This is a genomic window from Novosphingobium sp. Chol11 (genome assembly GCF_945870625.1).
GTDB lineage: Bacteria > Pseudomonadota > Alphaproteobacteria > Sphingomonadales > Sphingomonadaceae > Novosphingobium.
Genome location: NZ_CAMBTS010000009.1, coordinates 1 through 14,894 on the forward strand (window position 1 = coordinate 1; position 14,894 = coordinate 14,894).

General features: G+C 65.3%; 13 protein-coding genes. 3 read left to right on the plus strand and 10 right to left on the minus strand.

Annotation, left to right across the window (positions count from 1 at the left end; translation table 11 throughout):
* Positions 1-109: 109 nt before the first annotated feature.
* The gene (locus Q0O40_RS02830) at positions 110-376 is read right to left on the minus strand and encodes a hypothetical protein (protein ID WP_295525916.1); all 267 of its coding nucleotides are present in this window, start codon (positions 374-376) and stop codon (positions 110-112) included.
* A gap of 410 nt (positions 377-786) precedes the next feature.
* Here Q0O40_RS02830 and Q0O40_RS02835 point away from each other — a divergent pair, with 410 nt between their 5' ends.
* Positions 787-1,557, plus strand: coding sequence for an aldolase (locus Q0O40_RS02835; RefSeq protein ID WP_295525918.1), 771 nt, complete (start codon positions 787-789; stop codon positions 1,555-1,557).
* Positions 1,547-2,782: an MFS transporter gene (locus tag Q0O40_RS02840; RefSeq protein ID WP_295525920.1), complete on the plus strand. Its 1,236-nt coding sequence runs from the start codon at positions 1,547-1,549 to the stop codon at positions 2,780-2,782. The genes Q0O40_RS02835 and Q0O40_RS02840 overlap by 11 nt, the downstream gene beginning before the upstream one ends.
* Here Q0O40_RS02840 and Q0O40_RS02845 read toward each other — a convergent pair.
* The 9 genes from Q0O40_RS02845 to Q0O40_RS02885 form a co-directional block, all read right to left on the minus strand.
* The gene (locus Q0O40_RS02845) at positions 2,779-3,570 is read right to left on the minus strand and encodes an enoyl-CoA hydratase-related protein (RefSeq protein WP_295525921.1); all 792 of its coding nucleotides are present in this window, start codon (positions 3,568-3,570) and stop codon (positions 2,779-2,781) included. The two genes, Q0O40_RS02840 and Q0O40_RS02845, sit on opposite strands and share 4 nt — an antisense overlap.
* Positions 3,567-5,666 carry an acetate--CoA ligase family protein gene (locus Q0O40_RS02850; RefSeq protein ID WP_295525923.1) on the minus strand — a complete coding sequence of 700 codons (2,100 nt, stop codon included), beginning with the start codon at positions 5,664-5,666 and terminating at the stop codon, positions 3,567-3,569. The genes Q0O40_RS02845 and Q0O40_RS02850 overlap by 4 nt, the downstream gene beginning before the upstream one ends.
* Positions 5,663-6,811 (minus strand): acyl-CoA dehydrogenase family protein, encoded by a 1,149-nt coding sequence (locus Q0O40_RS02855; protein ID WP_295526012.1) that lies wholly within the window; start codon positions 6,809-6,811, stop codon positions 5,663-5,665. The genes Q0O40_RS02850 and Q0O40_RS02855 overlap by 4 nt, the downstream gene beginning before the upstream one ends.
* Positions 6,811-7,383 carry a thioesterase family protein gene (locus Q0O40_RS02860; RefSeq protein WP_295525926.1) on the minus strand — a complete coding sequence of 191 codons (573 nt, stop codon included), beginning with the start codon at positions 7,381-7,383 and terminating at the stop codon, positions 6,811-6,813. The genes Q0O40_RS02855 and Q0O40_RS02860 overlap by 1 nt, the downstream gene beginning before the upstream one ends.
* A 73-nt stretch (positions 7,384-7,456) precedes the next feature.
* Positions 7,457-8,500 (minus strand): alpha/beta hydrolase, encoded by a 1,044-nt coding sequence (locus tag Q0O40_RS02865; protein WP_295525930.1) that lies wholly within the window; start codon positions 8,498-8,500, stop codon positions 7,457-7,459.
* Positions 8,497-9,903, minus strand: coding sequence for a cytosine permease (locus tag Q0O40_RS02870; RefSeq protein WP_295525933.1), 1,407 nt, complete (start codon positions 9,901-9,903; stop codon positions 8,497-8,499). The genes Q0O40_RS02865 and Q0O40_RS02870 overlap by 4 nt, the downstream gene beginning before the upstream one ends.
* A gap of 36 nt (positions 9,904-9,939) precedes the next feature.
* Positions 9,940-11,415, minus strand: coding sequence for a carnitine 3-dehydrogenase (locus Q0O40_RS02875; RefSeq protein WP_295525935.1), 1,476 nt, complete (start codon positions 11,413-11,415; stop codon positions 9,940-9,942).
* Between the two features lie 13 nt (positions 11,416-11,428).
* On the minus strand, positions 11,429-12,319 hold the full coding sequence (locus Q0O40_RS02880) for a 3-keto-5-aminohexanoate cleavage protein (protein WP_295525936.1): 891 nt from the start codon (positions 12,317-12,319) through the stop codon (positions 11,429-11,431).
* Between the two features lie 70 nt (positions 12,320-12,389).
* Positions 12,390-13,214 (minus strand): SDR family oxidoreductase, encoded by an 825-nt coding sequence (locus Q0O40_RS02885; protein ID WP_295525939.1) that lies wholly within the window; start codon positions 13,212-13,214, stop codon positions 12,390-12,392.
* A 118-nt stretch (positions 13,215-13,332) separates the two neighbouring features.
* On the opposite strand from Q0O40_RS02885, the gene Q0O40_RS02890 reads away from it, so the two are divergent.
* The gene (locus tag Q0O40_RS02890; RefSeq protein ID WP_295525942.1) at positions 13,333-14,892 is read left to right on the plus strand and encodes a carboxylesterase family protein; all 1,560 of its coding nucleotides are present in this window, start codon (positions 13,333-13,335) and stop codon (positions 14,890-14,892) included.
* Positions 14,893-14,894 lie beyond the last annotated feature (2 nt).

Here is a 14,894-nt window from a genome sequence, read left to right on the forward strand (position 1 = left end):
TCAAACAACGTGAAAGGATCAAGCGACAAACCATCGAGCATCGGCGCTTGCAACACCGCAAGCTCGCCGCCTAAAACCCAACCCCAGACGAGGCCCGCACTCCGCTAATTTACGCCGCGAGTTGTGCCAAATGTTCTGACGACGGACAGGCAGCGGTGAACCTCTCATTGCCGGGGAGGCTCCCAAAGTCACCAAGTGCCTTGAGGCGGTATTTGCCCGCATCCTCGTCATAGGCCCGCGCAATCCAAGTGCCGGTGCTGCCACGCTTTGAGGGACGATAGCCAATGAAGCACCCGGCGTGGAGCCGCTGCCAGTGCGGCTCGCGCTCCGCCTTTAGATCATTTCGATCTTTCACTTTGCTGAGGTCCAGTGCCATCGCCAATCGCCCTTTTCATTCCGTACTGAATGCGTACGGAATACAGTACCGGACGATTGAGGACAAGAGGGGACTAGAAAGCTATGTTTCCCGGGGCTTTGTGTGTCCGGCTATGTCCCGGCTTATCGGCTATCCCTGCACTCCGAAGGCAGAGGTCACAGGTTCGAATCCTGTCGGGTGCACCATTTTTTCAGTGACTTAGGCGCGTTCAATTGGGTTTGCGCGGAATAATCATGAGAAAGAGGGCGTGGGTTTTCCTCCAGAAGCGCCGCCCGTCAGGCTTTGCTCTATGGTCGGCGATGGCATTGGGCAATCGTCAGGGCCCTGCTTGATCCGCGCGCGGCGCGGCCTATGGTGATGGGCTGATGGCCTTGCGGCAAAGCGGCTTAGGAAGAAGGATTGTCACGGATATGGCCGATCTGGCGGGCTTCGGGCAGATGGCGCAGCAAGCCGAGCGGCAGGCGCGTATCGATCTGGCCGCAGCGCACCGGTTGGCGGTGCACTTCGGCTATCACGAAGGCATCGACAACCACTTCACGCTGCTCGTGCCCGGTTATGCCGACCGGTTTCTGCTCGCGCCGTTCGGGCTGCACTGGTCCGAAGTGCGCGCGCGCGATTTTCTGATCGTCGATTTTGCCGGCAATGTTCTGTCCGGCGAGGGGCCGGTCGAGGACACCGCGTTCCATATCCATGCGCCGCTGCACGCCGCCCGGCCCGATGTGCGCTGCGTGCTCCACACTCATATGCCCTATGCAACGGCGCTGAGCATGCTGGAGGACCCGGCGCTGTTGATGGCCAGCCAGAACGCGATCGGTTTTGACGGTCTGGTCGCGCTTTGCGACTATGCCGGCTTTGCACTCGATAGCGGCGAGGGCGCGCGCATGGCCCGGGCCCTTGGCAGCAAGACGGTGCTGCTGCTGCGCAACCACGGGGTAGTCGTCACCGGCACGAGCGTGGCCGATGCGTTCAACACGCTTTATTTCTTCGAACGCGCAGCGATGATCCAGATCCTCGCCGGGTCGAGCGGGCAAGCGCTGCGCATCGTGCCCGAACCCGTGCTGCGCCGCACGGCGGAGCAATACGCGGCGTCGGCCAAAGTCGAGGGGCTGGACCGGATCGAGCTGCACTTCGCGGCGCTGAAGCGGATGCTGGGACGGCAAGAGCCCGACTATGCCGACTGAGGCCCGCGCCGCGCGCACCACCGCTCCGCTGGTGCTTGTCGGTCTGATGGCGCTCAGCCTGTTCATCAACTATGTCGACCGCGGCAATCTGGCGACAGGCGCAACGCAGATCCGCGCCGATCTCGATCTGTCCGCCACCGCCTATGGCGCGCTCGCTGCCGGGTTCTACTTTGCCTATGCGTTCTGCCAGCTTCCTTCCGGGGCGCTGTCAGACCGGATCGGCGGCAAGCGTGTCCTTTTCATCGGCGCGCTGCTGTGGTCGGTTTCCACGCTGCTGACGGGCTTTGTGGAAGGCTTCATGGGGCTGTTCGTGCTGCGCATGATGCTCGGCATGGGTGAGAGCGTGGCCTTCACCACCACCTCCAAGATCATCGCCAGCAATGTCCCGCGCGCGCAAATGGGGCTGGCCAACGGGGTGATCGGATTCGGCTATCTGGTCGGCCCGGCGGCGGGCACGCTGCTGGGAGGGCTGCTGATGGCCCAGTGGGGTTGGCGCGCGACATTCGTGCTGTTCGGCGCGGTTTCGCTGCTCTGGCTCGTGCCGTGGAGCCGGGTGCAGATCATCGACGCGAAACCGGTTGAAAACGATGGGCAGAAGCCGGTGACGATGCGCCAGATCCTTGGCCGGCGCGCTTTGTGGGGGGCTGCGCTCGGCCACTTTGCGGGCAATTGGAACTGGTATTTCATCCTCGGCTACCTGCCCATGTACCTCGAAATGCAGCGCGGTTTCTCAAAGGAGCACATGGCGACGGTGGTATCGAGCGCCTATCTCGTCAATGCGCTGGCTGCGCTGTTGGCGGGCTGGGCCTTTGATAAGGCGATCCTGCGCGGCTGGTCCGCTTCGTTCACCCTCAAGGTGCCACTGGCCGCTGCGCATATCGCGGGGCTGGGCTGCATGCTGGCGATGCCGGTCTTGCCGATCGGGGCCTGCATTGCGCTGCTTTTCGTCTACGAGATATTCCTCGGGTTTTCCTCGCCCGCCTACTTCATGATCCCGCAGATCATGGGCGGCCCCGCTGCCGCAGCGCGCTGGGTGGGGGTGCAAAACATGATGGGCAACATGCCGGGGATTATCGGGGTGCTGTTTGCCGGGGTGCTGATTGATGCCAGCGGCGGCGCGTATGGCACGGCCTTCCTGCTGGCGGGGCTGGTCAACATCCTTGGCCTGATCGGCTGGATCGGTATTCTGCCCAAAGTCGAGCCCGTCGATTGGGAGGCGGCTTAGCGCCCCTTCCACTCCGGCGCGCGGCCTTCGGCAAAGGCGCGCGGGCCCTCCAGCGCGTCCTCGGAATCCAGCATTGTACGGTAAGACGGGATCGCACCGCTGCGCATCAGCTTATAGCCCTGTTCCACCTCCAACCCCTCGGTCTGGCGCAGAATATCGCGCGCCGCCGCAATCGCCAGCGGGGCCGAGCGCGCAATGGTTTCGGCAAGGTCCAGCGCGCTTTCCAGCAAGGAATCTGGTTCCACCACGCGGCTGACAAGATTGAGCGCCAGCGCCTCATTGGCCTCCATCCGCCGCCCGGTCAGGATCATTTCGCGCGCCAGCCGCGCCGGGATCGCCCTCGGCAACCGAAGCAGCCCGCCCGAATCGGGCAGCATGCCGATCTGCGCTTCGGGCAGCCAGAAGCGCGCGGCAGTGCTCGCCACGATCAGGTCCGCCGCTAATGCCAGTTCGAACCCGCCGCCCACCGCAAGCCCGTTCACCGCTGCGATCACCGGCTTGGTCAGGCTGAAATACTCGGTGAGGCCGGCAAAGCCGCCGGGGCCATGATCGGCATCGACCGCTTCGCCTTCATTGGCGGAATTGAGATCCCAGCCCGCCGAAAAGAACCGCCCGGTGCCGGTGATGATCCCGACACGCAGCGCCGGATCACCGTCAAGCGTCTTGAACGCGGCATACAGTTCGAGGCTGGTCGCCACGTCGATGGCATTGGCCTTGGGCCGGTTCAGCGTGATGATCAGAATGCCATCGCGGCGTTCGAGCGTGACGGCATTCATGGCATTGCTCATGGCAGGGGCTCCCTCATCCGGATCAGCGCATCGACCGCGACCGCGCCTTGCGGCAAGGCCAGCAGCGGATTGACGTCGAGTTCTTCCAGCCGGCTGTCATGCGCCATGGCGAAGGCCGCGACCGCTTCAATCGCATCGATCAGCGCAAGCATATCGCACCCCGCGCGGCCCCGATATCCTTTGAGCACCGCATGGACCGCAAGCCGCGCCAGCGCGCTTTCGATCTCCGCGCGGCTGGCGGGCAGCAGCACCTGCTGCGTTTGGCGCAGCAGCTCGACAAAAATGCCGCCTGCGCCCAGCGTCATGAACAGGCCGAATTGCGGATCGCGGCCGATCCCGACGATCAGCTCGGCGACCGTGCCGCCCACCATCTCCTCGATCAGGAATGCGCCGCCAAGCCCGGCCATCCGCTCTGCGGCGACTAGCACCTCGGCGCGGCTGGAAAGACCGAGCGCCACACCGCCAAGTTCGGTCTTGTGGGCCAGATCGGCGCCAACCGCCTTGAGCACCAGCGGAAAGGGCGCGGGCAGGAGGGCGACCTCATCACCGCACAGCGCCTCCAGTTCGGCCAGCGTTACCAGTGCCCCGCGCGGCACGGGCACGCCGCCTGCCGACAGCGCGGCCTTGTTGCGCACTTCGTCCCAGGTGGCGATTTCGCTGGGCACGCCGGGCCTAACCTCGGGCAGGGCAGACGGCGCAGGGCGGGCCCATGCCGCACCGATCAACGCCGCAGCAGCCACGGCCCGCAGCGCCTCGGCCAGCCCGCTTGCGGGCACGATGCCTTTTGCGATCAACTGCGTAGCAAGCGCTTCGGGCATATTCTCGGCCAGCGCGCTCGCCACGATCCGCACCGTGCCCGCCGCCGCCGGACTTGCTCGCACCGCCGCGAGATAAGCCGCAATGGTCACGTCCCAATCCTCAGCGGTGCAGCGATCCGCGCGGGGGAAATCGAGGATCAGCAACGAGGCTTCGAAATCCGCCGCCAGCAGGCCCGCAAAGCACGCGGTTTGCGCGGCCAAATCGCCCCAGATATAGGTGTGATAATCGAGCGGATTGGCGACATTTACGCGCGGGCCCAGCACCGCCTCCAATTCGGCCTGCACCGCTGGGGGAAAGTCCGGTGTTTCAAGCCCCGCGCGCTCGGCGAGATCAGCCGTGAGCGAGGCTTCGCCGCCCGAGCAGCTGGCGCTAGTGATCCGCGTGCCCCGCAAGGGACCGCTCACATGGAGCAGCTTCAGCGTTTCAAGGAAGCTGGCGGGATCATGCGCGCGCGCCACGCCGTACCGCGCAAAAAGCGCATCGCATAGCGCGTCGGCCCCCGCGAGCGAACTGGTGTGCGAGAGCGTGAGCGCCGCGCCTTTGGCCGAGGCGCCGGTCTTCAGCGCGACCAGCGGCACGCCCGCTGTGCGCGCGGCGAGGCACGCCTCCGAAAAGCGCGAAACCGATCCCAGCCCTTCCAGATGCAGGCCGATGGCGCTCACCCGTTCGTCCTGAATGAGCGCCTCGATCAAGTCTGCCGGGGTGACATCGGCGCAATTGCCGACCGAAATCACATAACCAATCGGCAGCCCGCGTGTTTGCATCGTGAAATTGAGCGCCAGATTGCCGCTCTGGCTCACAATTGCGACACCGCGCGCACCTTTGGGTCCGGCATCGATGGGCAGGCAGCCGTGCTGATCGGGCCACAGCGCCGCCCGGTCGAACAGATTGAGCATGCCATAGCAATTGGGGCCGATCAGCGGCACGCCCTCGGCAGCAGCGAGCAAGTCCGCTTGACGGGCCTGCCCCTCCTCGCCGCTTTCAGCAAAGTCTGCCGCATAGCAGATCGCGCCGCCTGCTCCGGCAAGTTCGCCCGCCAGCGCGATGGTGGCGGGGGCCGGCGCGGCGATAAACACCGCATCGGGCGCAGAGGGCAGCGCGGCCAAAGCGGGAAAGCAGGGCAGGCCGCCCATTTCCGAGCGCTTCGGATTCACCGGCCAGATCGGGCCGGCAAAGCCCAAAGCGCGGCACTGGCGCACCGCTTCCTCGGCCGCCTTGCCGCCGACAATCGCCAGACTGCGCGGGCGCAGCAGGCGCGCCAGTCGATCTGCGCTCATCCTTCCAGCGGTCGCAGCAGCGCGCGGCTGATGATGTGGCGCTGGATCTCGCTGGTGCCGTCCCAGATACGCTCGACGCGCGCATCGCGCCAGAAGCGCTCGATGGGAAGCCCATCCATCAGCCCCATTCCGCCGAAAATCTGCAGCGCGTTGTCGGTCACGCGGGCCAGCGCTTCGGAGGCGAACAGCTTGGCCATCGCCGCATCGGTATCGGTCATCGTGCCTTGGTCGTCCTTCCACGCGGCGCGCAAGGTGAGGAGCTCGGCCGCTTCAAGCTCGGTCTTCATGTCAGCCAGCTTGAAACCGGTGCCTTGAAACTTGCCGATGGTCTGCCCGAACTGCTTGCGCGTCGCGGCCCACTGCGTCGCCATCTCCAGCACGCGCTGCCCGCGCCCGACCGAGGTGGTGGCGACTTGCAGGCGGGTCGAGCCGAGCCATTGCCCCATCAATTCAAAGCCCTTGTCGAGCTCACCCAAGAGGCTGGAGGCGGGCACCCGGCAATCTTCGAAAATCAGCTCGCACTGATGATATCCCCGGTGCGAAACGCATTTTGGCCCGCGCCGCCGGGTGAGGCCGGGCGTGCCAAAATCGACGAGGAAACAGCTGATCGTTTTCTTGCCGCCGCTCTCGCCAGTGGCGGCGCAGAGGATCACGAAATCGGCGACATCGGCGTGGCTGATGAAATGCTTGGTGCCGTTGATGACGAAATCATCCCCGTCGCGGCGGGCGAAAGTGCGCATCGAGCGCACATCCGAACCGGCATCGGGCTCGGTCATGGCAAGGCAATCATGCCGCTCGCCGCGGATCGTGGGGAGCAGGTATTCCTCGATCTGGCTGCCCGCGCAACCGCGCAGGATATTGCTCGGCCGCGCGATCATCATCTGGAGGCCATAGCTGGCGCGGCCCAGTTCGCGCTCCATCAAGGTGGTGTCGAAAGTGCCCAGGCCCCCGCCGCCCAGCTGTGCCGGCATGTTCACCGCATAGAGCCCGAGCGCTTGCGACTTGGCGCGGATTTCGGCGGCCAGTTCGTCCGGCACGCTGTCGGTATCCTCAACCAGCTTCTCATGCGGATAGAGCTCGGTCTGGACAAAGCGCCGCACGGTTTCGACCAGCATCTGCTGTTCGGAAGAAAGTTCGAAATGCATCACGCAGGCTTTCGTTGAATGGCAATGTTGCGCCCCGCCTGCGCAGGGCGGGGCAAGTGCGCGTGCGCGGCGAGCACGGCCTGCACGCGCGCATGGAGATCGAGCGACATCGGCACGCTGCGGCCCGCTGCCATGTCGACATGGACCAGCATCTGCTCGCCCGTTGCCAGCAGCGCCCCGGTTTCGGCATTGTGCATGGCGTGGAAGATATGCAGCCGCTTTTCGTCGGCATCGAGCAATTGCAGCGAAAGATCGAGCCGGTCGCCGAGATGCGCTTCGGCCAGATTGAACATCATGGTCTGCACGGTGAACAGCGAATGGCCGCCCGCGCGGGTTGCATCGTCGATCCCGATCAGGCGGAAGAACGCGTCGGACTGGTCGCCGAACACCAGCAGATAGCAGGATTCGCTCATGTGCCCGTTGTAATCGACCCAATCGCGCGGCACGGTCGGGCTGATCAGGTGCAAGGGCGCGGCGATTGGCTCGCCCGGCTGGATCGGGTGCGCGGCCACGCCTTCGAGCGGTGTGCGCAGGCCGTGCCCGGCTTCATCCATGGTGTTCTGCGGCGTCATGTCCGATCCTTGCTAGCGGTCTGCGATCGCGCCTGCACCTTGGCAGAGCAGTCCGCCGCAGCCATCCGAAATTCTAATGCCCAACATCATCGCCGTTTAGCCACGCGCAGACGCCGAGCGTCGCGGTCTTCGACAGTTGCGCCGGATTGACCAGCCCCGCCACCAGCCGCGCGCGGCCGCGCTCGCAGACCAGCGTGTGGTCGCCGTGGCCCGCCACATCGAGCAAGAGCTGGTCCCAGTGGCGGTACTGCACATCGTGGCCCTCGCCCGGATAGCGGCGGAAGGCGACTTTGCCCGCGACCTTGCTCGCCCAGTATTCGCCTTGGCTGGGAGGCACCAATGGATCGGCCTCGCCATAGTAGAAGTATGCCGGGGCCGGGAACGCGGCGACCGGCGCGGGCGCATCGCAGAACCGGCGATATTCGCGCGCGACGCCGCGCGCATCGCCGCGCTGCCCCGCGATGAAATAGGCATGCGCGCCCTCGTCTGCCGCGCGGTCGGCAAAGCCGGGAACTTTGGCGACGACCCCAGCAGGGGACATCGCCCAGAACACGCGCGGCGCGCCGACTTGGCGGCCAAGACCGGCCTCCAGCGCCGCCTGATCGCTGGTGCAGACAGGAGTGCTCGCCGGCGCTGAGGCAATCGCGGCCAGCATGTGCCACGAGTCGACCCGCTCCGGCATGGCGGCGACGATATGCCCAGCATAGGCCCCGCCGCCCGAGATCGCGACGAGGGCGAAGCGCTTTACGCCGAGGCGGTCCAGCACTTGCCGCACTTCGCCGGTGTAGTCGGCAAAGGTCCATGCCGGATCATAGGCAGTATCGCCCAGGCCATTGCGCTCGACCGCGATGATCCGCACTTTGAGCCTTCGGCGCAGGGTATCGAGAAACGCGACCAGCTCGGGCGCGCGGGCGCTCGTGCCGACGCCGCCGATAAACAGCATGGGCCGCCAGCCCGGTTCGCCGGTGTCGGTGAAGTGCACCGTGCGGCCTTCGCGAGATTGCAGGCTTTGCAGCGGGGTGCCGATCGGATCGAACCGATCGGGAAAAGCGATCGGCTTTGCCGATGCCGGGACGGCAAGCACCAGTGCGATGAGCATGAGCCAGCGCAGGATCATCGGACCGGCTCCGTTTCGAGGTTGCGGTCAAGCCCGGGGATCTGCGCCAGCTCTGCGGCGAGATCGAGGCTGCGGCACAGCCACAGGTAGACAGCGGCCGATACCGGCAGGCCGATCAGCATCGAGATATCCGCCCGGCCCAGCATCGCGGCGACCGGCCCGACATAAAGTGCGGTCTTGAAGAACGGGATCATCGCGATGAAGCCGATGGCATAGGCCGCAAGCCCCCGCCAGTTCCACCGTCCATAAAGTCCATCGGCCATGAACATCGCGCGGATCGAATAGCGCCCTTTGCGTGCGAAAAAGAAGTCCGCGAGGTTGATCGCGGTCCACGGCGTGAAGAGGTAGACCAGCACACCCAGAAACGCCTCGAAGCCATGGAGAACATTGCCGCCAACGGCCAAGGACAGCGCGAGCGATGCCGAAAAAACCGTCGCCAACGCGCCGAGGCGCGCTGCGGCGCCCAGCTTGATAGGGGTCAGGCTATCGACAACGCTGAGCAAGGTGAGCGACGCGCCATAAAAATTGAGCGCGGTGATCGTGATCAGCCCGAAGAAGCTGGTGGTGAGCATGATCACGCCAAACCCGCTGAACATCGCGTCGGCACTGCGGCGCAGCGCCACGACAATGTCCGGGTCGGTGAAGGCTGCGGCGGCGAACGCGCCGACCAGCATCATCCAGGCGCCGCCGATGAACGCGCCCCAGAATGTCCAGAAAAACGCTGGCCAGATCCCCACCGTGCGCGGCAGGTAGCGCGAATAATCCGACACATAGATCGACCAGCTGAGCTGATAGGTCGCAGCAGCAAAAAACTGGACGAGGAACAAGGTCGGCTTGAACACGCCTGGGCGGAGCAATACGCCGAAATCGGTGATCACGAAGGCACCCGCCGTGTACACTAACAGCGCCGCCAGCATGAGATAGGCCACCACGCGCTGCGCCGTGTGGATCAGATCGTAACCGATCACCGCCACGGCGATGGCCAGACCCGCAAAGACCACGATGGTCGGGCCTTCGGGCAGGCCGGTCAATTCTTTGACCGTGCTCGCCGCGAGCGATTGGTTGAGCGCGTTGAAGCCGATGTAGGTGACCAGTGCGACAACCCACACCAGCAGGGCACCGAGGTAGCCGAACTGGGGGCGCGACTGGATCATCTGCGGCAGACCGAGGTGCGGCCCTTGCGTGCAATGCAGCGCCATCAGCACTGTGCCGAGCACGCAGCCGCCGATCACGGCTATGCCTGACCAGAACAAGTCGAGCCCGGCGGCCACGCTGATCGCGCCGGTGGCCAAGGTCGCCAGATGCGCGTCGCCTGTAAACCAGACTGGCCAGAGGTGCCGCACCTTGCCGCGCCGCTCAGCCGGCGGAACATAGTCGATCGAGCGGGTTTCAACCAAGGCCACGTGGCATCATTCTCCCCAGAACGTCCCCCGACCGGATCAACCCGGCATACTGATCTGTCGGCCGATACCCTGAGGCGGCGGCAAATGCGCTTGTCCCGCCACGAGCGCCTTCGCCATGTCCTGCATGGCTTGAGGGGCCGGGGCTGATTTCTCGGCCTGGGCATCGACATGAACCAGCATGTGCTCGGCAGTCGCGATCACCGCATTCTGCGCGGCGCTGACCATCTCGTGGAACAGGTGCAGCCGCTTGCCATCCGCCGCCAGCACGCGCGTACGCACTTCGACCGGTTCGCCCAGCCGGGCCTGACCCAAGTGGCGCAAGTGCGTCTCGACCGTGTACCACGAATGGCCCGCAGCGACATAATCCGGCCCTGCACCAATCCTTGTGAGGACAACATCGGTCGCGTCACCAAACAGTTTGAGATAGGCCCATTCGGTGAGGTGTTCGTTATAGTCGATCCATTCGGGCTCAACCGGGGTGGATATGGTCAGCAACCGGCCATCGCCCAGCGCGGGCCCATTCGCCGCGGCTGCGCCGCCCAGCCGCGCGCGGTGCGCCCGCGCCACCGCGCCTGCGGCGAAATTGTTGCGCTCCAGCGCGTGGGTCAGATCGACAAGGCAATCGTCGCGCAGCTTTTCAAACGTGCGCAAATCGACGCCGTCTGCCTGCTCGTCGGATTGGTGAGTGATCGTCTCGATCAGTTCGTCGGTCAGCTTCGGGCCGATCAGCTTGGTCCAGGGCCATTCCATCGATGGGCCGAACTGGTGGAGGAAATGGCGCATGCCGTCCTCGCCGCCCGCCAGCCGGTAGACAAGGAAGGTGCCCATGAACGACCAGCGCATCCCCGCGCCAAAGCGGATGGCATCGTCGATTTCGGAGGCCGTCGCAATCCCGTCGTTGATCAGCCATAGCGCCTCGCGCCACACGGCTTCGAGCAGACGGTCGGCGATGAAGCCGTCGATCTCCTTGCGGACATGGAGCACTTTCATGCCGATCCGCGTATAGACGGCGGCGGCGATGTCCTTCGTCGCTTGGCTGGTCAGGTCGCCGCCGCAGACTTCGACCAGCGGCAGCAGATAGACCGGATTGAACGGGTGGCCGACCACCAGCCGATCGGGCCGCGCCATGCTTGCCTGCAGCTTGGTCGGCAGCAGGCCAGAAGTAGACGAGCCGATCACCGCATGGCCGGGCATCGCTGCGTCGATTTCGGCGAGCAGGCGCACTTTCAGGTCCTCGCGCTCAGGCAGGCTTTCCTGAATGAAATCGGCATCCTGCACCGCCTCGGCAATGCTTGCCGCAAACGTCACCGTGCCTTCGGCGGGAAGCGCCTGGCCGAACAGGCGGGACAGCGCGCGGCGCGCATTGGCCAGCACCGCCATGGTCTTGCGCTCGATCTCGGGATCGGGGTCGTAAATCGCGAGATCAATCCCGTTGAGCACAAAGCGCGCCGCCCAGCCCGCGCCGATCACCCCGCCGCCGACAATGCCGACTTTCCGGATTTCGTGTGCCATGTGCGTCCCGCTCCTAGCGCTTGATCAGCTTGAGTTTGGTGCGCACGTCCGCAGGGGTCATGATGCGCGCGCCCATGCCCGTCAGGATCTGCACCGCGCGCTCGACCAGCTGGCCGTTGCTGGCAAACTGTCCGCGCCCTAGATAGAGGTTGTCCTCCAGCCCTACGCGCGCATTGCCCCCAGCCAGCGCCGCCATGGCGACAAACGGCAGCTGATTGCGCCCGATCGAAAAGCCACTGAATACCGCGCCCGGCGGCAACTGGTGGACCATCGCCATCGTCGTCAGCGGATCATCGGGCGCGCCATAAGGGATGCCCAGGCACAGCTGGATCATGACCGGATCATCGAGAAGCCCGTCGCGGATCAGTTCTTTGACATAAACGAGATGCCCGGTGTCGAACACTTCGAGCTCGGGCCGCACGCCGAGCCGCTGCACTTCGGCAGCCATGGTGCACAGCATGCCGGGCGTGTTGGTCATTACATAGTCGGCTTCGGCGAAGTTCATCGTCCCACAATCGAGCGTGCAGATCTCGGGCAACAGCTCTTGCACATGGATCAACCGCTCCATCGGGCCGACCATGTCGGTGCCCGCCGGATCGAGCGGCAGCGGGTGCTCGCCCGCGCCGAACACGATATCGCCGCCCATCCCGGCGGTGAGATTGATCACGACGTCGGTGTCGCTGGCGCGCACGCGCTCGACCACTTCGCGGTAGAGCGCCACATCGCGGCTGCCCTTGCCGGTTTCGGGATCGCGCACATGGATATGGGCAATCGCCGCGCCGGCCCGCGCGGCCTCGATGGCGGCATCGGCGATCTGCACGGGCGTGATCGGCAAGGCAGGATGTTTGTCTGCAGTAGCGCCCGATCCCGTCACGGCGCAGGTGATAAAGGTTTCGAAATTCATGGCATATCCTCCCGGCCAGACGCCCTGCTTAGTGCGAATGTGCGGCAAGAAAACCGCGAAATGTGCCTGATCATGGCGCTTTGCGAAAAACTCCTGCCGCGCCTTGGCTGTCCATATCGAGCGACAGGCTCTCGGTATGGCCGTCGATGGCAATCGCCTGGCCTGAAATGCGCTGCCCGGCGGGTGAGGCGAGGAAGCGCACCATGCCCACGATATCGTCGTTGGTGGCAAAGGCCCTGAGCGAAGACTGGCGCTTGTATTCGGATTCTACCTCGGCCACCGAAAGCCCGCGCGCCTGCGCATCCGCCGCGATCACCCGGTCGATGCGCGGCCCCTCGACACTCGCGGGGCAAAGCGCATTGGCGCGGATGCCCTCGGGGCCCAGCTCCATTGCCAGAGTTTTGGTCAGGCCGATCAGCGCCCATTTGCTGGCCACATAAGGCCCCCGCAGCGGACAGCCAAGCAGCCCGGCATTGGAACTCATCGTGATGATTGAGGAACCGGGGGCTTTGGCGCGGAGCAAGGGAATAGCCGCCCGCGTCATCAGGAACATGCCGTTGATGTTGACGTCGATGGTCCGCTGCCAGTCCGCGACAGGTTGCTCCTCAAAACGCGCCGTGGGGCCGGAAACGCCCGCGTTGTTGACCAGCAGGTCGATCCCTCCAGGCCCCGCGCGGGCCAGATCCTTCTCCACCGCGCGGTAGAAGCCATCGACCGCCCCGGCATCGCTCACATCGCAAGGAAAGGCTGTGAGCCCTGGGCCCGCCTGCGCCAGCGCGGCGAGCGCGGCCTCGTCCGAATCGCAGACATAAACCCGCCAGCCATCGGCGTTCAGCCCCCGCGCAATCGCAAGGCCGATGCCGCTGGCAGCGGCAGAGATGATGGCAGTCTGCACGGGCGATTGCAGTCTCTAGCAGGGTGGCGTTGCCCAGTGAGATCGCACTCGCTGCAGTATTGCGCAACCGCATCTAACCGACTTGATTGTGAACAACCCGCAGGTAAGGTTTGCAGCCATGGGCAAAGAGATGACCGCGCAAGGACCGGCAGTGATCGCCGCATTGTCACATGCACGGCGCGCATTCGCTTGGCTGCTGGCGGCGGCGCTACTAGCGGCGCATGGCCCTGCTCTTGCCGCGCCGGTTGTCCGAGTGGGCCCGCAGGTTCTGGTCGGCACTGCCGAGGGCAAGGGCGTCGCCTCGTTTCGCGGCATAGCCTATGCCCGCGCGCCGGTGGGGGCGCTGCGCTGGCAAGCGCCGCAGCCTATGCCGCCACGCCGCGGCCGCATCCATGCGACGCGCTTTGGCCCGGCCTGCCCGCAAAGCGATGGCAACACGCGGTGGTATCGCAATGTCGCCAAGGCGATGGGCGCTGCGCCAAAGCTGATCGCTGGCCCCGAACGGGTGGGCGAGGATTGCCTCTATCTCAACGTCTGGACCGCCGCTCCTCGTCCGTTAGCGCCGAGTAAGCGCCGTCCGGTCATGGTCTGGATTCACGGCGGCTCGAACGAGAATGGCTATGGGCACGAGCCGAACTATCACGGCACCCAGCTCGCGCAGCAGGGCGTGGCGGTCGTCTCGCTCAATTACCGGCTCGGCCTGCTCGGCTTTTTCGCGCACCCCGCGCTGGGCAAGGACGCCAGCGGGCAGCAAGGGCTGCTCGATCAAGTGGCGGCGCTGCGCTGGGTCAAGGCCAACATTGCGCAGTTTGGCGGCGATCCCGCGCGCATCACGCTGTTTGGCGAATCGGCTGGTGGCACCGATATTGCAGCACTTGCTGCGATGCCCGAAGCGCAAGGGCGGTTCGCGCAGCTTATCCTCCAGAGCGGCTACCTCGCCCCGGCGGCGGTGCTGAGCCCCGCCGAAGCCGCGCGCTTTTCGCTTGGCCTGTTCGCCGAAGACGAAACCGCCAGCAGCCTGCGCGCCATGCCGTGGCAAAGCCTTGTCGCGCTGCAGGAAAAAAAGCTCGCTGGGCATTTTTATGCACCGGTTGCCCGAATGCCGCTGCACCTGCCGGTGCCCGCGCTGATCGGGAGCAATGCCGACGAGAACCTTATGTACTTGCCGCAAGGCGAGGCCGCGCAAACAACCGAACTGGCCGCCGAACTGGCGGACTTTGCACCGCCGCAGGCCGCGCGGATCAGGGCCTTGACGCAGAGCAAGGCCGAGGATCCGGCACGTCGCCTCGAACTGGTCGGGGCCGGAAAGGCGTTCCACTGCCCCTCGGCCCGGCTTGCCGCGCAAGCTGCGGCGGCGGGGCAGCGCGCGTATGTCTATCGCTTTGCGCGGGTGCGGCCCGGCGGGCACGGGCTCGGCGCGTATCACGGGGCCGAGATTCCTTATGTCTTCGATACGGCGGATGCCTGGCTGCCGGGGGACGCGGCGGATCGCAGGGTGAGCGAGGCGATGCAGCGCTATTGGGTCAATTTCGCCCGCTCGGGCAATCCCAATGGTGCCGGGCTCCCGCTCTGGCCCCATTGGCACTCCGCGCAGCGCGCCGCGCTCGAACTGGGCGACACGGTTGCGCCGCGCCCTATGCCCCATGCCGATCTGTGCGCGCTGTTGATGCCGGAGTGATC